Raw genomic sequence first — 20580 nt, forward strand, 5'->3', positions numbered from 1 at the left:
GTTCCGCAGCGAACGGAACAGTCCAGTGGACTGTTCCGCCGAGCGAGGACTGTCTGAGCACGGCGCCTCTACCGACCAGCCGAGCCGTCAAGTTCGTAAGGGCCGCAGCCGACTCGTTCGTTCGCCCCACAAGGCCGAATGAACGACTAAACAGCCGCTTCCAGCTTCTGGGCGCGGTCGGCCGCCTGGAGGGCCGTGATCACATCGCCCAGGTTGTCGCCCAGAAGCACACCGTTGTAGGTGGAGTTGAACCCGATGCGGTGATCGGTCACGCGGTCCTGCGGGCCGTTGTAGGTGCGGATCTTCTCGGAGCGGTCGCCCGAGCCGATCTGGGCCAGACGCTCGGCGCCCTCTGCGGCCTGCTGCTCGGCGAGCATCTTCTCGTACAGGCGGGCGCGCAGCACGGCCATGGCCGCGATCTTGTTCTGCAGCTGCGACTTCTGGTCCTGCGACTGCACCACCAAGCCGGACGGCAGATGCGTGATGCGCACGGCCGAGTCGGTGGTGTTCACGCACTGGCCGCCAGGTCCCCCGGCGCGGTACACGTCGATGCGCAGGTCGTTCTCGTTGATCTCCACTTCCACCTCGTCGGCCTCGGGCAGCACGGCCACCGTGGCCGTGGAGGTGTGGATGCGGCCCTGGCTCTCCGTCTTGGGAACGCGCTGGACGCGGTGCACGCCGGACTCGAACTTCATGACCGAGTACACATGATCGCCCTTCACCTTGAACTGCACTTCCTTGAAGCCGCCGGCCTCGGAGGGCGAGGCGTCCATGGTCTCGGTCTTCCAGCCCTGGGCCGCGGCGAAGCGCTCGTACATCTTGTACAGATCGCCGGCGAAGATGGCGGCCTCGTCGCCGCCGGCCGCCGCGCGGATCTCCACGATGATGTCCTTCTCGTCGGCCGGGTCGGCCGGGATGAGCATGAACTTGATGTCCTCTTCCAGCTGGGGAAGCTTCGCCTCGATGCCGGCAATCTCCTCCTGGGCGAACTCCTTCATGTCGGCATCGGAGAGCATCTCCTTGGCCGCCTCCAAGTCGTCCATGGCCGCCACGTACTCGGCGGCCTTCTTCGCGAGCGGGCCCTGGGAGGCGTACTCCTTGGCCAGGCGGTTGTACTCCTTCTGGTCGGCCAGCACCGCCGGGTCGCCCATCTTCGCCTGCAGCTCGTCGTAGGCCTCGATGATCTTGACAAGCTTGTCCTTCATATCAGTTTCCTGCATGGGTGCGTCCTTCTGCGTGAAACGGTTCGGTTCAAAAGCGCCTGCGCGCAACTTCCGTATTCTAGCAGAAAGGTGCGCAGGCGTCGGCGTCGGTAGCGCCAACACCCACGGGCGCGGCACAAGAAGGGCCCCGGCGGCTGCCGTCGAGGCCTGAAACAGAGCGAGGCTCTTAGGCGTCCAGGAAGTCGGCGGCCGATTCGGCGCAGTTGGCGCCGTCGGCCACGGCGGTTACCACCTGGCGCAGCTCCTTGGTGCGCACGTCCCCCGCCGCGAACACGTCGGCGGTAGCGGTGCGGCCCGTGCCGTCCGCGACGATGTAGCCGCCCGCATCCAATTCCAACGCCCCGCCCAGAAACTCGGTGTTGGGGCGCATGCCCACGGCAATGAACACCGCCGATACGGGCAGATCGCGCACCTCGTCGGTCTTCGTGTTGCGGATGCGCAGGCCGCGCACACGCGGACGCGCCTCGTCTTCGATGAGGAACTCCTCGGCCACGCTGTCCCAGCACATCTCCACGTTGGACAGCTCGGCCAGACGCTGGTGGTAGATGGCCGTGGCCCGCAGCTTGTCGCGGCGGTGCACCAGGTACACCTTGCGGCAGATGCGCGCCAGATAGATAACATCGGCTACGGCAGTATTGCCACCGCCGACCACGACGACGTCCTTATCGCGGAAGAAGTTGCCGTCGCAGGTGGCGCAGTAGGACACGCCGCGGCCGCGCAGCTCCTCTTCCCGGGGCAGCCCCAGCTGGGCGGCCTTCGCGCCGGTGGCCACGATGACGGTCTTCGCGAAGTAGGTACCGAAGGGCGTGGTCAGCCGGTTCGGCTCGGCGGTGAAGTCCACCGCCGTCACCTCCTCGGAAATGGTGCCCGCGCCGAAGGACGAAGCCTGGTCGTACATGTCCATGGAAAGCTCGAATCCGCTGGTAGACCGCGTGTAGCCGGGATAGTTCTCCAAGTGCTCGGTCTGGGCGCACTGGCCGCCGGGCGAGAGCATCTCGAACATGGCGCAGGAAAGCCCCGCCCGCGCGGCGTACAGCGCCGCTGTGAGCCCCGCCGGCCCCGCCCCGATGATGGCCACATCCAAAACCTCGCGGCCAGCCGTCTCTGCTTGCTGCGCCATAGCGCCTCCTTCCAGAAAAAGGGCGGGATAAATCCCGCCCCTACGGACAGCCTCGCAACCGTCCCTCTGCTTTCATCCTTGCATCTCCGCCTCCATTGGCGCCTCCAGATTCCCTCCGGAAAAAACACCCGAAGCCCGGGAGAGTTTCCGTCCGCAGACGTCTGAGCGCCCCGCAAAGAACGCGGCCCTTAAGAAGCAGATTCCATTTCAGCAGCAGCGATGCGGGGATGATACCGACCGATGTGCGTCATCTTCTCTGCTTCTGCAGCCGCGTTCGCAGCGGGATCAGCGCGAAGTCGGCTGCGAACGGGAACTCTCCCGAGCTGGGAGAAGCTTACAGCATCGCCAGGATGTTCTGCTTGGGCTGGGCACCGAGGCGCTCGTTTTTCACCTGGCCGTTCTCGAACACGATGAGGGTGGGCACGCTGGACACCTGGTACTTGAAGGCCAAGTCGGGGCTCTGGTCGATGTCCACCTTGTAGACGCCCACCTGGCCGGCCTTCTCGGCGGCGATCTCGTCGATCACCGGGGCCACCATGCGGCATGGGCCGCACCACGTGGCGAAGAAGTCCACCAGCACGGGGCCTTCGGCCTGAAGCACCTTGGTCTGGAACTCGTCGACGCTCTTGATTACCTCTGCCATGGAAAACCTCCTAGAAGGTACGCGGGGCACACGGGTACCCCTCCTGCATTTCCCTGAAATTGTACCCCGATCGCGTCGGCGACGCGCCGCTTGCACCGATTGTTGACCGCTTGACACAAAATTGTGCCGTCATCGATAGCTGGTGCGGGGCCGCAGGCACGTCTTGCAGGAGTATCATAGCTACCAGGCAGGAGACACGCATCCAGGCCGTTTCGCACCCCCCCGGCGGAACGCGCCTGCGGCCCGCGCAGCGCAGCGGCGCATACCCGTCAGGAGAACAACCATGGTCACCGATCTCGTATCCCTCGCATTTATCGCGCTCATCGCGTTTCTGTGCCCCATCATCTGCAAGCTCATCCCGAACAAGGCGGTGCCGGAAACGGTGCTGCTGCTGGCCGCCGGCGCGCTCGTCGGCCCCCACGTGCTGAACATCGTGCAGGTGACCGACGCCACCTCGCTTCTGTCCGACTTGGGCCTGGCGTTCCTGTTCCTTCTGGCCGGCTACGAGATCAGCCCGAAGAACCTCACCGGGTCGGAAGGGCGCCGGGGAGCGGCCACCTGGTTTATCACCTTCGCCATCGCGTTTCTGGTAGTGGTGGCGTGGCCCTCGTTCTCGGTGTTCTCGGTGGACGGCATGGCCGTGGCCATCGCGCTGACCACCACCGCCCTCGGCACGCTGCTGCCCATCCTGCAGGAGCGCGGCCTTATGGACACGCGCATCGGCAGCGAGATCCTGGCCTACGGCACCTGGGGCGAGCTTCTGCCGGTGCTGGCCATGACGCTGCTTTTGTCCACGCGGGCGAAGTGGGAGACCATGCTCATCCTTCTGGCCTTCATCGTCATCGCCCTCGCGGCCGCTGCGCTGCCGAAGCACGCCCGGCGCGTGGGCAGCTGGCTGTACCGCTTCGTCATCGAGAACGCCAACACCAACGCCCAGATGCTCGTGCGCACGGTGAACCTGCTGCTCATCGGACTCACGGCCATATCGGCCCTGTTCGATCTGGATATCGTGCTGGGGGCCTTCGCCGCCGGCTTCATCATGCGCTACCTCATCCCCGAGGGCAACCCCACCCTGGAGATGAAGCACTCGGCCATGGCCTACGGCTTCTTCATCCCGCTGTTCTTCGTCATGTCGGGCGCGAAGATCGACATGACGGCGGTGGGCGCGAACCCGGGCCTGCTGCTGATGTTCATCGCCCTGCTGCTGTTCGTGCGCGCGCTGCCCATCTTCGTATCGCTGTCGCTGGGGAAGACCTCCCGCGACATGACCGTGCCCGAGCGGCTGACCGTGGCCTTCTACTGCACCACGGCCCTGCCCATCATCGTGGCGGTGACCACCGTGGCCGTGAGCGCGGGCGCCATGGACCAGGCTACGGCCAGCGTGCTGGTGGCCGCTGGCGGCATCACCGTGTTCATCATGCCGCTTCTGGCCTCGATCACCGCGCGCTCGGTGAACGCCGATCTGGGTCGCGCCCTGCGCGAGATTCGCGACGAGCCCCGGGCCATCGCCCACATCCTGGCCGAGCACCATCGCCACGAGCGCGCGCTGCACCGCCAGCTGAAGGAGCGCCTGCGGGCCGCGGGCGCCGGGCACGTGGACGTGTTCGATCTTACCGAGCGCTGCCCCGGCGGCGTGTGCCCCGTGCCGCCCGACGCTGACGACGACGGCCGCTAGGCGCTGCAGGCCCGCGCAGCGCCGCGTTCGCGGGCCGATGGCGGGAGATGCGGTGCATTCGTGCAGGCGCCGAAGCAGCCCCTTCTTTTTTGCTATACTATGCAACCGTGTCATCTAATGTGGTGGCCCCTGTCGTGAGCCGTTTCACTTCAAAGCGGCCTTCCCCAGGCGGCCGGAGGATTCGAAGAAGAGGTTATTCATGAGCGAGCTTTTGTCCCAGCTTTGGACGCCCGAGCTGCAAGCTGCCTTCACCGTCGTGCTGGTTCTTCTGGTTATCCTGTACGTGCTGTCCATCGTGTGGGTGGTGCGCGACGCCTACCTGCGCGGCACCGCCTGGTACATCTGGGCCATCGTGGCGCTGGTGCCCGTGCTGGGTGTGATCGCCTACTGCCTGTTGCGTCCCCCGCTGCTGCAGCTGGACCGCGACGAGCAGGAGCTGGAAATCGCCCTGAAGCAGCGCCAGTTGATGAAGTACGGCGAGTGCGCCGCCTGCGGTTACCCCGTGGAGGCCGACTTCGTGCTGTGCCCGAACTGCCACACCCAGTTGAAGAACCTGTGCATGCGATGCAACCACGCGCTCGAGCCCTCCTGGACGGTGTGCCCCTACTGCGCCACCCCCGTAGGTGCCCCGGCGTCCTCGTCGGGCAGCCGTCGGCGCAGCTCGTCCTCGCGCGGCACCACTCAGAAATAGGGGCGCTCCTGCGGGCTCGGCTCCTTCGCCCGACCCCGCCACCCCTTTGTTTCCCGATTGAAACAGAGCTGCCCCGGCGGCTCTGTTTTAATAAGCAGGGTCGGCAATGTCGCCGACCGCAACGTCAATCGCCCCGGTAGTCAACGCCCGGGCGGAAAGGCGCAGGTGCTCTGTCTGCACCCGGCACCGGAAAGGAACAAGCATGGAAATCACACTGCCCGACGGATCGAAGAAGGCCCTTGAGAACGGCGCCACCGTCGCCGACGCGGCCGCTGCCATCGGCGCGGGGCTGGCACGCGCGGCCTTGGCCGGCATCGTCAACAACGTGCCCGTCGATCTGGACGCTCCGGTGACCGACGGAGACTCCGTCGCCATCGTCACGGCCAAATCTCCCGAGGGTCTGGAACTCATGCGCCACTCGGCCGCCCACCTTCTGGCCGCCGCTCTCACCGAGCTGTACCCCGGCGTGAAGTTCGGCGTGGGGCCGGCTGTCGAGAACGGCTTCTACTACGATGTCGAGCTGCCCGAGGGCGTCTCCATCTCCCCGGACGACTTCGCCGCCATCGAGGCCCGCATGGCCGAGATCGCCAAATCCGACGCGCCCATCGTCCGCCGCGAGGTCACCCGCGACGAGGCTCGCGAGATTTTCGCCGCGCAACCGCTCAAGCTCGAGCTCATCGACGAGCTGCCCGAGGGCGAGGTCATCTCCATCTACCAGCTGGGCGACTTCACCGACCTGTGCCGCGGCCCCCACGTGCCCGACACGGCCAAGATCGGCGCCTTCAAGCTGACCAAGGTGGCCGGCGCCTACTGGAAGGGCGATTCCGACAACGAGATGCTCACCCGCATCTACGGCACCGCCTTCTTCAGCAAGAAAGACCTGGAGGAGCACCTGCACAACCTGGCCGAGGCCGAGAAGCGCGACCACCGCAAGCTGGGGCGGGAGCTCGGCATCTACATGATGGAGCCCATGGCCGGCGTGGGCCTGCCGCTGTACCTTCCCAAGGGCGCGCGCGTTATCCGCACCCTGCAGGAGTGGCTGCGCCGCGATTTGTACGAGCGCGGCTACGAGGAGGTCATCACGCCGCACATCTACAACGCCGATGTGTGGAAGACCTCGGGACATTACGGCTTCTACCACGAGAACATGTACTTCTTCCAGATCAACGAGGGCACCGACGATGATCCGCGCTACTCCGAGTACGGCGTGAAGCCCATGAACTGCCCGGGGCACGTGATCATCTACAAGAACGAGCTGCACTCCTACCGCGACCTGCCGCTGCGCTACTTCGAGTTCGGCACGGTGTACCGCCACGAGATGAGCGGCGTGGTGCACGGGCTTCTGCGCGCCCGCGGCTTCACCCAGGACGACGCGCACATCTTCTGCACCAAGGACCAGGTGGTCGACGAGGTCGTGGCCATCCTGGAGCTAGTGGACTACATCATGGGCACTTTCGGCTTCACCTACGAGGCCGAGATCTCCACGCGTCCCGACAAGTCCATCGGCACCGACGACATGTGGGAGCACGCCACCGAGTCGTTGAAGGAGGCGTGCGCACGCCGCGACCTGGCCTACGACATCAACGAGGGCGACGGCGCCTTCTACGGCCCGAAGATCGACATCAAGGTGAAGGACGCCATCGGCCGCACCTGGCAGTGCTCCACGGTGCAGATCGACTTCAACATGCCCATGCGCTTCGGGCTGACCTACCGCACCGAGGGCAACACCGAGGAGACCCCCTGGATGCTGCACCGCGCCATCTTCGGCTCCATCGAGCGCTTCCTGGGCATCCTCATCGAGCACTACGCCGGCGCGCTGCCGCTGTGGCTGGCACCGGTGCAGGTGGCCGTCATCCCCATCGCCGACCGCCACAAGGAGGCGGCCGCCGAGTTCGCCGGCGAGCTTAAGGCCGCAGGCGGGCGCGTCGAGGTGATGGACGCCAACGAGCCCATGAAGGTGAAGATCGCCAAGGCCCAGAGCCAGAAGATCCCCTACATGGTGGTTTTGGGCGACAAGGAAGTGGAAGAGCGCGTCGTGAGCGTGCGCGACCGCGCCGAGGGCGATCTGGGCCAGTGGGACCGCCAGAAGTTCATCGACGTGATCAGGGACGCCGCTATCTAGCCTATTGCCAGATTCTATGGGCTTCGCAGGCCCGAACAGCGGGCACCGAGGGTACACTGCCCTCGGTGCTTTTTTGTTGCCCACCAGGCAACGTTTGGCCCTGCGGGGCCACAGGCAGAACAGAGTGAGGAGAAGCCATGGCAAAGCGGAAGCTTACCACCTACGCCGCCAAGATGCGGCAGACCAACCGGGAGGCCATCGCCACCGTGGTGGCCCTGGCCGTTATCGTGGCCGCCTGGTTTGCCGGCGGCATCGGGCTGGCCGACACCGGCATCGAGGTGTTCTCGACGCCCATCTGGATCATCGGGGGCACCGTGGGCACGTGGCTGGTGGCCGTGATCGCCGCCGTGGTGCTGGCCCGCGGTGTGTTCGCGAACTTCAGCCTCGACGACAAAGAGGAGGCCGGCCGTGAATAACGACTTCCTGGACACCCTCACCTCCCCCGAGGCGCTGGAGTCGCTGGCTCCCCTGGCGCCGCTCGTGCTGTTCCTGCTGGTAGCGCTCATCGTGTCCGTCGTGGTGCGCGCCCGCAGCCGCGCCGCCGGGGGCACCTTCGCGAACCGCTACTTCATCGGCAGCCGCGCCCTGGGCGGCTTCGTTCTGGCCATGACCACCATCGCCACCTACGGCTCGGTCAGCTCGTTCGTGGGCGGCCCGGGCCAGGCCTGGTCCATCGGCTTCGGCTGGGTGTACATGGCCGTGGTGCAGGTGACCGCGCTGGTGCTTCTGTACGGCATCTTCGGCAAGAAGATGGCACTGGTGGCCCGCAAGCTGAACGCCATCACCGTGGTGGACGTGGTGCGCGCCCGCTACGGGTCGAACGCGCTGGCCAATCTGTCGGCCCTGGTTATCGTGCTGTTCTTCGCCGCCACCATGGTGGCGCAGTTCGTGGGCGGCGCCAAGTTGTTCGAGGCGGTAACGGGCTACTCCTACACCATCGGCCTGGCGCTGTTCGGCATCGCCGTCATCCTGTTCACCACCATCGGCGGCTTCCGCGGCGTGGCGGTGACCGACGCGCTGTGCGGCGTGGCCATGCTGGTGGGCATCGTGGTGCTGGCCGGGGGCATCCTGGAGGCCGGCGGCGGCTACGAGAACATCATGGAATCCATCGCGGCCACCAACCCCGCCATGTTGGAGCCCTTCTCCGATGGCGCCATGCCTCCCTCGCTGTACCTTACCCAGTGGCTGCTGGTGGGCGTGTTCACCTTCGTGCTGCCGCAGTCGGTGGTGCGCACCATGGGCTACAAGAACACGAAGTCGCTGCATTCGGCCATGATCTGGGGCACGGTGATCATCGGTGCCATGATGATCGGCGTCACCAGCCTGGGCGTGCTGTCGGCCGGCGTGCTGACCGAGGACATCGCCGCCTACGGCAGCAGCGTCGACAACATCATCCCCAGCGTCATCGTGGAGTCGCTGCCGCCCGTGCTGGCCGGCGTGGCCATCGTGGGACCCGTGGCGGCCTCCATTTCCACGGTGTCGTCGCTGCTCATCTCGTCGGCGTCGGCCATCATCAAGGACGTGTGCCTGCATGCCTGCGCCACCCACGGCGTGCAGCCCAAAGACCGCAAGGTGGCCGTGTGGAGCCAAGCCACCACGCTGGTCATCGGCGTCATCGTGTTCGTGCTGTCCATCGTGCCGCCCGACGTCATCTGGAAGATCAACATGTTCGCCTTCGGCGGCCTGGAGACGGCCTTCTTCTTCGTGCTGGTGTGCGGCCTGTTCTGGAAGCGCGCCAATGCCCTGGGCGCCCTGCTTTCCATGGCCGGCGGCACTATCGCCTACTGCGCCTGCATGGCCGTTGGATTCAAAGTGGCCGACTTGCACCAGATTGTGATCGGTATTGCCGTGGCCGGCGTGCTCATGCTGCTGGGCAGCCTCATCGGCAAGCAGCGCAAGAACGCCGATATGGCGGTGTTCTTCCCCCAGGACGAACCTCCCGCCACCGCCTAGAAGCGAACGCCTTCGCTCCCGCCGCAGCCGCTTTGTCCGTGGAGCTGCGGCGGGAGCTGAGTGAGAATTGGGGCAGACGTTACAGCGAAGGGCAGGGGCGACAGATGCTGCGGCCGTCTGGCCAAGTCAGACCACGTCCGCCAGCTTATCCAGGCAACGTGCCCGGCAAATGGTCACAAACTCTGCGATTTAATATCACCGTGAACCCCAGCAACACCATTCTGGTCAAAAACCTTGGGATTTCTATACCCAAACAGCGCCGGAAAGGATCCAACCGACCTTCTCTGGCATTTTCTGGTCAAATTTCCCATGGTTTATACCCATGAACCTCAATCAACAGTATAAATCTTCCTTTATTTGACCAAGATTCATCCAATCCGCCGCAATTTCCATATAAACCTATCCCTTTTTGACCAGCTGCCCTTTCCCGGTGCGTTCTTCCCCTCAGCCGCCCGCTCATGGTTGCGTGTTTGGGCCGGAACGGGTATATTCAGAGCGTTTAGGAGCCTCGGCTCCACCTGAGAGAAGGAGAATTCCATGAGAGCGAAGCGACGGGGATCGCTTCTGCGCTGCGCCCTTGCGGCCGTGCTCGCCTGCGGGATGGTGCCCGCAGCAGCATTCGCGGCAGCCGGCGGCGCCGATCAGAGCAGAGAGACCCCCCCCCAGCGAGGTTTTAGCAACCGCTAGCCCGAACGGCATCGGCGCGTTTCCCGATACGGACGACCCGCCCTCGGCCGAGCCTGACTCCGAATCTCGTGACATCGGCTCATCCGACGCTCACGCTCCTGAAAACTCCCCCGCCTCCGACGGCACTTCCGCTGCCGATTCAAATGGTGCCGCGCCCGTCGATTCCGCGGGCGCATCCCCCACAGGCAACTCTCCTATCGCGGACGACGCCTCAGACGAGGCACTTGCCGACGCCGTGGCCACGGCAGTAGCCGCAGCCCGATTGCCCCTCACCCGCACTGCAGCCCCTCAAGCAGCTTCCGACGCGCGCGCTGACGCGTCGCAGCCCACCGCCGCCGGCCTGGTATCCCTGAACGCGCCTAACGCCAGCCCCGCGAGCGCCCACGCGCCCGATGGCGACGGCTGGGTCACCTGCGGCACCCTGCGTGTGAAGGGCGGCACCTATGGCACCGACTTCCTGTACTACCCCGACGTGTTCCAATATCCCCGGGAAGACGGCACGGTCATCAACTACGGGTTCGTGGGCTATTCGGACAAGCACAAGGCTGACATCGTATTCGTTCTCACCAGCAAGCCGCTCACTATCAAAAATGCCGATGGAACTAATCTGGACACGTTCGGCTCCAAGAATGCCGCGCAAACCGGTCTTTGGATCGCACCGGGAAACCACGCCGACCTTACCCTCGCCGGCGTCAACATCAACACCACGACGAACGGCAGCATCCCGGTAAACGTCATGACGAACATCTCCGATACGGGCTCGGAATCGTGGGCTCTCAAGGGATCGCACGTGCGCAACCGCACGAGCCTGCACCTCACCTTGGCCGACGGCACTAAGAACTACCTGTATGTCAACGAGCACCATATGCCGGGTATTCGCTGCGGCGAGGGCAGCAGCCTGACCATCGACGACGGGGAACGCAATGTCGACAAGAGCGGCAAAGAGGTTGTGCCCATTGGGGCTGTCATCAACCAGGATGTCACCCTGCGAAGCGGCAAGGTGCTCACGCAAGGTGACCCCCACACCGCCCTCGACAGCGCGAACCCCGGCACCCTGGAGGTTCAGGCCGGCCTTCAGGCGGCCGCCATCGGCGGATGCAACGAGGAAACCGGCGGCACCATGACCTTCAACGGCGGCATTATCACCGCCCACGCTGAGCGCGCCACGAGCGACGTAGACTGGCAAACGGGCGCGGCCATCGGCGGCGGCACCCTGGGCAACGGAACCGACGGGGTTCTCACCTTCAACTCGGGAACCATCAATGCGCAGGGCAACTACCACACCAACGGCATTGGATCGGGATGCGGCGCGAAGCACGGTGCCGCCTGGGATTACGCAATACCTCCCGATCACATTCCCTGCGATTCTCGGCAGCAGGGAGGGGTCCATTCCGACAAATGGTTCGTCTACTTCGGGGCCACCCGCGTCGGCAGCATCACCATCAACGGAGGCTATATCCGCTCTGCGGGGTACCAGCACTCCTCTGGTTTCGGCAACAGCTGCTCCAACCAGAGCAACACCGGCGGCATCATCCGCATCACCGGAGGGACGCTGTACCCGTCGACCACTGGAAACTTCGCCGACTTCAACAACACCGGCGGCCACGTGATCATCACGGGCGGATCGGTGTATACCAACGGGTCGTTCGCGGGCATCGGCGACACGGCCTGGGGCAACAACGCGGCCTTGGCCGACGGCTACGATCCTTCAGACCCCGAGGATCCCAACAAGGTGTTCATGGTGACCATCGACCTGGCCGCCGACATGGCGGCGGCCGGCGAGGCGGGCAATAACCTCATCGAGGACTGGAACCTGAAGGTGGGCGGCGAGGACTACCCCTATGGCGCGCCCACCCAGCTCATCGACGGGAAGCTGTACCTGTGGCTGCCCAAGTCGGCCACCCAGCAGACCGTGTCGGTGGACCTGTCCTACCGCGGCAAGGACGGCCAGGCCCACCCCTTCGACACCCTGTTCCGCAACCCGGGCCAGGTAGACCAGCTGAAACGCTACGAGGACTTCGAGCTGCCCCAGGAATACCTGGACAGCCTGGTGAAGCCCTACGACGGGCTCCCCTTCAAAACCTACGAGATCACGCCCGAGCACCCGCTGCGCACCCCCGAGGTGCTGTCCTACGACGAGCAGGGCAACCCCGCCGAGTACCGCTGGCTGACCAACACCGACGACGTGACCTATCGCTACCGCCTGTACGACAAGCGGGGCGGCAGCCCCCTCGGCGACGAGGTGGACAGCGGCAAGAACATGCCCACCGACGTGGGTGTGATGAAGTTCACCATGGTGTCGCGGGAATACTCCGGCTCGTCCGACCCAGCCCTGGCCGATTTCGCCAACGGCTACTGGGGCCACCGCGCCACCGGCTGGTGCGAGATCACGCCCATCCCCTCGAAGGTGTCGCTGCTGTCAGCTGAATGGGTGGAGGAAGCCGACGCTGACAAGAAGCCCGGCGCCGTGGAGCACCCCGCCACCAGCAAGCTGAAGGTGGTGGCCGAGGTGCGCGGGGGCACCTTCGCCGACGGCACCCCCACAGCCGACACGTGCAAGGCGCCCCAGGGATCGTTCCAGCTGTACGTGGACGGCCAGCCCGTGGGGCCCGTCACGCCCATCCGCTACACGGCCGGCGTGGACGCCGACGGCAAGCCCGTGGCTGCCAACGCCACGGCAGTGCCCAACCCAGCCGACAGCCGCGGGTCCCTCGCCCACATCGAGTTCGAGCTGACGCCCGCCGATGCCGACTTCATGTTCCCCGCCGTGGGCGACGGGAACACCCACGTGGTGTCGATGCGCTACCTGCCGCCCGACGAGGCCCAGCAGAAGGCGGGCGCGCCCGCGAACTACCTGGCCAGCGCGAGCCCGGCCGACGATCCCGATGCCGCTCCCAAGGTGGAGGTAAGCGTGAAGCCCGTGGATCCCGCGGTGAACGTGACGGGCGAGCCCGATCCCGACTGCACCGACCCGGACTTCCCCGCCCCCGAGGTGCAGACGAAACCGGGCGAGGCTACCGACCCGGACAATCCCGAGGGCGGCAAAACCTACCGCGGCACCATCACAACCACCTGGGGCGCGGCCAGTGACGACAACCCGCACCCGGGCCGCGTGGTGCTGACGGTGAAGACCGAGTCGACGGCCCCCATCAGCGTGACCGATGCCAGCGGCAACGTGTTCACCGCCGATTTCGTCCGGGACGCCGACGGCAACCCCGTGCGCGACGCCGACGGCTCCTACACGCTGGTGCTGGACCCCACGGCCGTGGGCCGCGGCGAGCTCACCTTCAGGCAGGAGCCCAACGGGGTTTACACGGGCACCACCTGGGTGTACGACGTGATCGTGAACCCCGACGCCAGCGTGGCGCCCGCGCCGACGCTGGCCAAGAGGGCCGAGAACCTGACGCACCCTGACGGGCCCACCCAGCCCGGCGACCGCATCCGCTACACCGTCACGGCGTCGAACGGGGCCAAGGGGTCGCTGTGGACCGACGTGGTTCTGACCGACCCGCTGCCCGCGTGCCTGCAGCTGGACGAGGGCAGCGTGCGGCTGGGCAACCCGACGGCGGGCATCGCGGACCTGGCCCTGACCAAGGCGCCCCTGGCCGGCGCGGGCGACGTGGGGAAGTTCTCGGTGTCGGCCCCCGGAGCCGACGGGCGGTGCGTGCTGACGGTGCCCGCGGGGAACGTGGCGGGAGGATCGGCGGCCGTGGCGACCTTCGAGTGCACGGTGCGCGCTGACGCGGCTGGTGCCGGGGCCGGGGCGGCCGACCTGGCGAACGTGGCCTCGGCGACGGGGACGCGCCCCGACCCGGCCGATCCGGACGTTCCCATGCCCGACCCCGGCGATCCCGGACGCCCCCTGCCCGTGAATCCCGACAACACCCCGCCGGCAACGCCGCCCGGCGGCGGCAAGGTGCTGCCCGCCGACCCCGACCCGCGCATCGAGAAGGCCGTGGAGAACGTCACGGCGCCCGACGCGAAGGTGACGCGCCTCGGCGACGTGCTGCGCTACACCGTGACCCTCTGGAACGCCGGCGCCGCCAATAGCTGCCTGGTAGACGCCGTGGTGAGCGATCCCCTGCCCGTGGGGATCGAGCCAGTGGCGGGCACCTTGCGCCTGTCGGTGAACGACGGCAAGCCCGTCGCGGTTCCCGACTCCGCCTACGACGCGGCCAGCCGCACCATCGCCGTCACCTGCGGCGACCTGTGGGGCGGAGGGCGGGCCGTGCTCACCTTCGACGCCACCGTGACAGCGGCGGCGCTCGGCCAGGACGCGGGCAACGTGGCGCAGCTGCACGGGAAGGTGCCCTCGAAGGACCCGTCGGCAACGCCCGCGAACCCCGATCCGGGGAAGCCGGCCGACCCGCCCGAGACGAACCCTGTGGCCAGCACGCCGCCCGCCGAGCCCGCGCCCGTCATCCCCAACGACCCTGAGGAGGGCGACGTGTCCATCGGGAAGACCGCGGAGAACACGAGCCGGGGCGACGGGACCACCCATGTGGGCGACACCGTGCGCTACGAGGTGGTGCTGCGCGTTAATGCGCCGGGCACCGGCTGGATGGACGCCGTGATCCGCGACGACGTGCCGGAGGGGCTCGAGCCCGTGAGCGGCACCATCCGCCTGACGCTGCCCGGAGGCGCCGAGGCCGCCGTGGGCGACGCGGCCTACGACCCGGCGACCCGCGTGCTGGCGGTGGCCGTCGGCCACCTCCACGGCGGGCAGGAGGCGATCCTCGCCTTCGACGCGCTGGTAACGGAGGCCGCCGTGGGCGCCGACATCGGCAACGTGGCCGTCGGCTACGGCACGCCGCCCTCCGCGTGGGACCCCGACGGGGAGTCGCCCGAACCCGGCGCGCCCTTCGACCCGCCGGGCGGCTGGGACAGCTGGGAGGAGGGGCGCGGCAAGGTCGTCTCCGACCCGGCCTACCCGCCGGGGACCGACAAGCTGGGCGGGGTGCTGCCCGGCGACGAGGGCGACAAGCGGCGCACCACCATCGCCCACAAGCTCGCCCAGACCGGCGACGCCCTGGCCGCCCTCGCCGGCATCGCGCTGGCCGCCGCCCTGGCCGCCGCGGCCCTGGCCCTGGCCGCCCGCCGCCGGCGCCGGACGCGGTAAGGCCGACGGGGCAGGTTCGGGTTGCGGGCGGGCTGAAGCCCGCCCCTACGGGGGCGTGGGCGCTGCGGGTTGTCGTGGGCGCATCTAGCCCGGTCTTCGTAGGGGGCGGCTTCAGCCGCCCCGCCGGAAGAGGCAGAGCCCCTTCCCCACGGGGCGCTGCGAGCGCCAGGCTGGGCGGGCGGGCTGAAGCCCGCCCCTACGGGGGCGTGGGCGCTGCGGGTTGTCGTGGGCGCATCTAGCCCGGTCTTCGTAGGGGGCGGCTTCAGCCGCCCCGCCGGAAGAGGCAGAGCCCCTTCCCCACGGGGCGCTGCGAGCGCCAGGCTGGGCGGGCGGGCTGAAGCCCGCCCCTACGGGGCGATGCTGGAGTTTTTTTGGGGGAGGAATCCCTCGCCCTTCCCTTCCGTAAACGCGAGAAAGGGCCCTTATGGGCCCTTTCCATGCATTAACTCAAAAAGAACTGGTTCCCTATCCCAACTCGGACAGCTGGGTCTCGATGCGGGCCAGCTTGTCGGTGAGATCGGCCAGCTTGGCCTTGTCCTTCTCTACGATCTCGGGCGCGGCCTTCGCCAAAAAGCCCGGGTTCGACAGCTTCTTCTCGAACTTGGCGGCGTCCTTGGCCAGAGCGTCGCGCTCCTTGGCGAGACGGGCGCGCTCGGCGTCGAAGTCTACATGGCCCGCCAGCACCACGTACACTTCAAGACCGCTGCCCAGTACCACGGCGCTCTCGGCGGGCTTGGAAGCCTCCACGGCCACGTCGAGCTCCTCCACGTTGGCCAGCTGAGCCACCAGGTGCGCCTGGGCCAGCAGCAGGGCCGCATCGCCCTCGTCGGCCACCTTCACGGCCACCGGCAGCGCCACCTTCGGCGAGATGCCGTAACGCGAACGCGTGCTGCGCACCGCGCCCACCACCTCGCACACCATGGCGATGGCGCGCTCGGAATCCTCGTCCACGAAGCGGGCGAGCTGGGCGGCATCGGGCCACGCGGCCACAATGAGCATGGGCGCATCATCGGCGTCGCGCGGCAGCTCGCCGTACACCTCCTCGGTGATGAACGGCATGATGGGATGCAGCAGGCGCAGGATCTGTCCCAGCACGAACACCAGGTTCCGTTGGCAGGCAACCCGATCGGCCGGGTCGGCACCCTCGCCCAAGCGCGCCTTCGAGAACTCGATGTACCAGTCGCAGAACTCGTTCCACACGAAGCTGTACAGCTCGCGGGTGATCTCGCCGAACTCGAAGTTGTCGTAGGCAGCATCCACCGCCGCCACGATCTTCGCCAAGCGCGAGAAAATCCAACGGTCGGCCGGGGTAACGGGCTCGGGCGCGCCGGGCTCGTAACCGTCCAGATTCATCAGCACAAAGCGGCTCGCATTCTTCACCTTGTTGGCGAAGTTGCGGGAGCTTTCCAGCTTGGCCTCGTTGAACTTCATGTCCTGAGCACCGGTCACCTGCATGAGCAGGCCGTATCTCATGCCATCGGCGCCGTAGTCCTCCATGAGGCGCAGCGGGTCCACGCCGTTGCCGCGGCTCTTCGACATGGGCTTGCCATCGGCGGCCATCACCGTGGGATGGATGATGACATCCTCGAAGGGGATGGTGTCGTCGCAGCAGTACATGGAGGCCATCACCATGCGAGCGACCCACAGGCCCATGATGTCGCGGGCCGTGGAGAGCACTTGCGTCGGGTAGGCGGCGCGCATCTCGGGCGCATCCATACCCTCTTCCGTCCAGCCCATGGTGGCAAAGGGCCACAGCTGGCTGGAAAACCAGGTGTCCAGCACGTCGTCGTCCTGACGCACCGGCGCGCCGCACTGCGGGCACACCTCCAGCTCGTCCACCGAGGCGTCCTCCCAGCCGCAGGCATCGCAGTAGAACATGGGGATGCGGTGGCCCCACCACAGCTGGCGGGAGATGCACCAGTCTTTCAGGTTGGCGAGCCAGTCCAGGTACACCTGACGCCAACGGGCCGGATGGAACTGGATGGAGCCGTCCTCCACCACGCGGGCCGCGGCCTCCTTCAGGGCGTCCACGGCCACGAACCACTGCTCGGACTCCCAGGGCTCCAGCTTGGTGTGGCAGCGGTAGCAGGTCATGACGGAGTGGTCGTGGTCCTCCACGTGGTCGAGCAGGCCCAGCTCTTCGAAGGCGGCCACAACGGCCTCGCGGGCCTCGTCGCGGTCCATGCCCGAGAACTTCCCGTAACCTTCCACCACATGCGCCGTCTCGTCGAAGATGTTGATGCGGGGAAGGCCGGCGCGTTCGCCCATGGCCCAGTCGTTGGGGTCGTGGGAGGGGGTCACCTTCACGCATCCCGTGCCGAACTCGGTGTCCACGTGCCAGTCGGCGAAGATGGGAATCTCGCGGTCCACGAGCGGCAGCTTCACCGTCTTGCCGACGAGATGCCCGAAGCGCTCGTCCTTGGGGTTCACGGCAACGCCGGTATCTCCCAGCATGGTCTCGGGGCGCGTGGTGGCCACCACCAGGTACTCCAGACCGTCCACCGGCTCGGTCAGCGGGTAGCGCAGGTACCACAGATGCCCCGGCTCGTCCACATACTCGGCCTCGTCGTCGGCGATGGCCGTGGTGCAGCTGGGACACCAGTTCACGATGCGCTTGCCGCGGTAGATGATGCCCTCGTGGTACCAGTCGGTGAACAGCTTCCGCACGGCGCGCACGTAGGCGGGCTCCAGGGTGAAGTGCTCGTCGTCGTAGTCGCAGGAGCAGCCCATGCCCTTGATCTGGTTCACGATGGTGGTGCCGTACTCCTCGCGCCACTTGTAGCATTCCTCGACGAAAGCCTCGCGCCCGATCTCCAGTCGGGAAATGCCCTGCTCGGCCAGACGCTTGTCCACCTTCGTCTGGGTGGAGATGCCGGCGTGGTCGGTGCCGATGATCCAGCGCGTCTGGAAACCGCGCATACGGGCGCGGCGGATGCAGGCGTCCTGGATGGTGTCGTTCAGGGCATGGCCCATATGCAGCACGCCGGTGATGTTCGGCGGCGGGATGACGATGGTGTAGCTCTCATCGGCATGCTCGCCGAAGCCCGGCGTGCGCTGGAAGTAGCCGGCATCCTTCCACGCCTGGAAGATGGGGCGCTCCATGGCGGCGTAATCGGTGCCCTTCTTCTTGTCCTCTGCCATCGGTTCTGCAACCTCGCTTTCCCTGGAACGAACGAATGAAGACGGGCGGCACGGAATCGCCGCCCGTCTCGGTTACCTTATCGGGGATTATCTCACAGTACGGGCCCGCATCTAGGCAGAACGGGCCTCGCGGGCATGGGCGCCCTCGCGCGGAACGATGGCCGGCCGCGTGTCGCCGGCGATGTCGCTCGCCCGCACGGTCACCTGCGAGGGACCGTTGAACTCGGGCAGGTCGTACATCACGTCCATCAGCACGCGCTCGCAAATGGAGCGCAGGCCGCGGGCGCCGGTACCGTGTTCCACGGCCTCGTGCGCGATGGCCGTGAGCGCCGCGTCCTCGAACACCAGGCGCGCGTCCTCGAACTCGAACATGCGCGTGTACTGCTTCACCAGCGCGTTCTTCGGCTCCACCAGAATGCGCACCAGGTCTTCCTCGGACAGCTCGTTCAGCGAGGTGATGACCGGGATGCGGCCCACGAACTCGGGAATCATGCCGTACTTGTTCAGATCTTCGGGCAGCACCTGGTGCAAAAGCTCGGCCTCCGATTCCTTCTTGGAGGCGGCCAGCTCGCTGGCGAAGCCCAGAGACGTGGTGCCTACGCGCTGGGCCACGATGTCGGCCAGACCCACGAAGGCGCCGCCCAGAATGAAAAGGATGTTCGTGGTGTCGATGGGAATGAGCTCCTGCTGGGGGTGCTTGCGGCCGCCCTGGGGCGGCACAGAGGCCTCGCAGCCCTCCACGATCTTCAGCAGGGCCTGCTGCACGCCCTCGCCCGACACATCGCGGGTGATGGACAGGTTCTCGGCCTTGCGGGCGATCTTGTCGATCTCGTCGATGTAGATGATGCCGATCTCGGCGCGAGGCACCTCGAAGTCGGCGGCGGTGATGAGCTTCAGCAGGATGTTCTCCACGTCCTCGCCCACATATCCCGCCTCGGTGAGCGTGGTGGCGTCGGCGATGGCGAAGGGCACCTGCAGCGTGCGAGCCAGCGTTTGGGCCAGGAGCGTCTTGCCCGAGCCCGTGGGGCCGATGAGCATGATGTTGCTCTTGGCCAGCTCCACGTCGCCCTCGGCGGCCGCGGCCCCCATGGAGATGCGCTTGTAATGGTTGTACACGGCCACGGACAGGGCGCGCTTGGCCTCCTCCTGCCCCACCACGTGCTCGGAAAGCCGCGCGTACAGCTCGTGGGGCGTGGGCAGGTCGCCCAGCACCTCGGCCGGGCTGGGCGCGTTATCGTCGATGGGGCTCGCATCGCGCTGCAGCTGGGCCTCGGGAGGGTTGCCCCAACGACCGGCGCGCTGGGCGTCGTCGTCCATCATCTCGAACTCCTGGGCCATGGAGAAACCCAGATCGCGCATCATGGCATCGGCGCACACCGAGATGCACTCGTCGCAGATGTAGATGCCGTTCGGACCGGAGATCATGGCGTTCACCTGGTCGGGCGTCTTGCCGCAGAACGCGCAGAAGTAGTTGTCCTCGGGCGGGTTGTAGTCGGTATGGCGGTGGTTCATGGTTTCCTATTCGCTCTTCTTCTGGCCGGGCATGGCGCCGTGGTGGTAGATGATCTCGTCCACCAGGCCGTACTCCTTGGCCTCCTCGGCGGTCATGTAGTTGTCGCGCTCGGTATCCAGCTGGATGCGCTCGATGGACTGGCCGGTGTTCTCGGACAGAATCTTGTTCAGGCGCTTGCGGGTCTTCAGCATGAAATCGGCCACGATGGCGATTTCGGTCTGCTGGCCCTGGGCGCCGCCCAGAGGCTGGTGGATGAGCACCATGGAGTTCGGCAGCACGAAACGCTTGCCCTTGGTGCCCGACGACAGCAGCACGGCGGCCATGGAGGCGCACTCGCCGATGCAGATGGTGGACACGTCGCACTTGATGAAGTTCATGGTATCCAGAATGCCCAGACCGGCCGTGACGGAGCCGCCCGGGGAATTGATGTACAGCGAGATGTCCTTGTCGGGATCGGTGGCCTCCAGATGCAGCAGCTGGGCCACCACCGAGTTGGCCACGTGGTCGTCGATCTGCTCGCCCAAAAAGATGATGCGGTCGTTCAACAGGCGGCTGTAGATGTCGTAGCTGCGCTCGCCGCGGGGCGACTGCTCGATAACGTAGGGAATGAGGGCGTTGCTGACGCGTTCGATGCCCATAGGTGCCTCTCTTTCGCAAATAGGGCCGCGCTCAGGCGGCCTGTCCATAGTTCAG

12 protein-coding genes are annotated in these 20580 nt (G+C 66.5%); 6 read left to right on the forward strand and 6 right to left on the reverse strand.

Going from position 1 to position 20580, the window contains the following annotated elements; genetic code table 11:
• Positions 1-146 precede the first annotated feature (146 nt).
• The 3 genes from prfA to trxA all read right to left on the reverse strand — a co-directional run bounded on the left by prfA (position 147) and on the right by trxA (position 2986).
• Positions 147-1220 carry a peptide chain release factor 1 gene (prfA, locus tag VIN30_RS05985; RefSeq protein ID WP_326426700.1) on the reverse strand — a complete coding sequence of 358 codons (1074 nt, stop codon included), beginning with the start codon at positions 1218-1220 and terminating at the stop codon, positions 147-149.
• A 169-nt stretch (positions 1221-1389) separates the two neighbouring features.
• Positions 1390-2343, reverse strand: a complete 954-nt coding sequence (gene trxB / locus VIN30_RS05990; protein WP_326426702.1) for a thioredoxin-disulfide reductase — start codon at positions 2341-2343, stop codon at positions 1390-1392.
• Positions 2344-2677: 334 nt separating this feature from the next.
• Positions 2678-2986, reverse strand: a complete 309-nt coding sequence (trxA, locus tag VIN30_RS05995) for a thioredoxin (protein ID WP_326426705.1) — start codon at positions 2984-2986, stop codon at positions 2678-2680.
• Between the two features lie 283 nt (positions 2987-3269).
• On the opposite strand from trxA, the gene VIN30_RS06000 reads away from it, so the two are divergent.
• From VIN30_RS06000 to VIN30_RS06025, 6 genes are all read left to right on the forward strand, one after another.
• A complete protein-coding gene (locus VIN30_RS06000) occupies positions 3270-4661 on the forward strand; it encodes a cation:proton antiporter (protein WP_326426707.1) in 1392 nt (463 codons plus the stop codon).
• A gap of 199 nt (positions 4662-4860) precedes the next feature.
• Positions 4861-5352 (forward strand): zinc ribbon domain-containing protein, encoded by a 492-nt coding sequence (locus VIN30_RS06005; protein ID WP_326426709.1) that lies wholly within the window; start codon positions 4861-4863, stop codon positions 5350-5352.
• Between the two features lie 202 nt (positions 5353-5554).
• Positions 5555-7474 carry a threonine--tRNA ligase gene (gene thrS / locus VIN30_RS06010; RefSeq protein WP_326426711.1) on the forward strand — a complete coding sequence of 640 codons (1920 nt, stop codon included), beginning with the start codon at positions 5555-5557 and terminating at the stop codon, positions 7472-7474.
• Positions 7475-7611: 137 nt separating this feature from the next.
• Positions 7612-7890 carry a DUF997 family protein gene (locus VIN30_RS06015; RefSeq protein WP_326426713.1) on the forward strand — a complete coding sequence of 93 codons (279 nt, stop codon included), beginning with the start codon at positions 7612-7614 and terminating at the stop codon, positions 7888-7890.
• Positions 7883-9427 (forward strand): sodium/pantothenate symporter, encoded by a 1545-nt coding sequence (gene panF, locus VIN30_RS06020; RefSeq protein ID WP_326426715.1) that lies wholly within the window; start codon positions 7883-7885, stop codon positions 9425-9427. Before VIN30_RS06015 ends, panF begins: the two co-directional genes overlap by 8 nt.
• Positions 9428-10349: 922 nt before the next feature.
• Positions 10350-15233, forward strand: coding sequence for a hypothetical protein (locus VIN30_RS06025; protein ID WP_338210051.1), 4884 nt, complete (start codon positions 10350-10352; stop codon positions 15231-15233).
• A 465-nt stretch (positions 15234-15698) separates the two neighbouring features.
• On the opposite strand, the gene VIN30_RS06030 is transcribed toward VIN30_RS06025, so the two are convergent.
• The 3 genes from VIN30_RS06030 to clpP form a co-directional block, all read right to left on the reverse strand.
• Positions 15699-18374, reverse strand: a complete 2676-nt coding sequence (locus VIN30_RS06030) for a valine--tRNA ligase (RefSeq protein ID WP_326424242.1) — start codon at positions 18372-18374, stop codon at positions 15699-15701.
• Positions 18375-18485: 111 nt separating this feature from the next.
• Positions 18486-19886, reverse strand: coding sequence for an ATP-dependent Clp protease ATP-binding subunit ClpX (clpX, locus tag VIN30_RS06035; protein WP_326424241.1), 1401 nt, complete (start codon positions 19884-19886; stop codon positions 18486-18488).
• A gap of 6 nt (positions 19887-19892) precedes the next feature.
• Positions 19893-20525 (reverse strand): ATP-dependent Clp endopeptidase proteolytic subunit ClpP, encoded by a 633-nt coding sequence (gene clpP / locus VIN30_RS06040; RefSeq protein ID WP_326424240.1) that lies wholly within the window; start codon positions 20523-20525, stop codon positions 19893-19895.
• Between the last annotated feature and the right edge of the window lie 55 nt (positions 20526-20580).

The sequence above is a fragment of the Adlercreutzia wanghongyangiae genome, assembly GCF_035989245.1.
In the GTDB taxonomy this organism is placed as follows: domain Bacteria; phylum Actinomycetota; class Coriobacteriia; order Coriobacteriales; family Eggerthellaceae; genus Adlercreutzia; species Adlercreutzia wanghongyangiae.

Bases quoted from the DNA above. Each gene is read 5' to 3' on its own strand.
- prfA (WP_326426700.1), bottom strand. From the start codon at position 1,220: ATGCAGGAAACTGATATGAAGGACAAGCTTGTCAAGATCATCGAGGCC.
- trxB (WP_326426702.1), bottom strand. From the start codon at position 2,343: ATGGCGCAGCAAGCAGAGACGGCTGGCCGCGAGGTTTTGGATGTGGCC.
- trxA (WP_326426705.1), bottom strand. From the start codon at position 2,986: ATGGCAGAGGTAATCAAGAGCGTCGACGAGTTCCAGACCAAGGTGCTT.
- VIN30_RS06000 (WP_326426707.1), top strand. From the start codon at position 3,270: ATGGTCACCGATCTCGTATCCCTCGCATTTATCGCGCTCATCGCGTTT.
- VIN30_RS06005 (WP_326426709.1), top strand. From the start codon at position 4,861: ATGAGCGAGCTTTTGTCCCAGCTTTGGACGCCCGAGCTGCAAGCTGCC.
- thrS (WP_326426711.1), top strand. From the start codon at position 5,555: ATGGAAATCACACTGCCCGACGGATCGAAGAAGGCCCTTGAGAACGGC.
- VIN30_RS06015 (WP_326426713.1), top strand. From the start codon at position 7,612: ATGGCAAAGCGGAAGCTTACCACCTACGCCGCCAAGATGCGGCAGACC.
- VIN30_RS06030 (WP_326424242.1), bottom strand. From the start codon at position 18,374: ATGGCAGAGGACAAGAAGAAGGGCACCGATTACGCCGCCATGGAGCGC.
- clpX (WP_326424241.1), bottom strand. From the start codon at position 19,886: ATGAACCACCGCCATACCGACTACAACCCGCCCGAGGACAACTACTTC.
- clpP (WP_326424240.1), bottom strand. From the start codon at position 20,525: ATGGGCATCGAACGCGTCAGCAACGCCCTCATTCCCTACGTTATCGAG.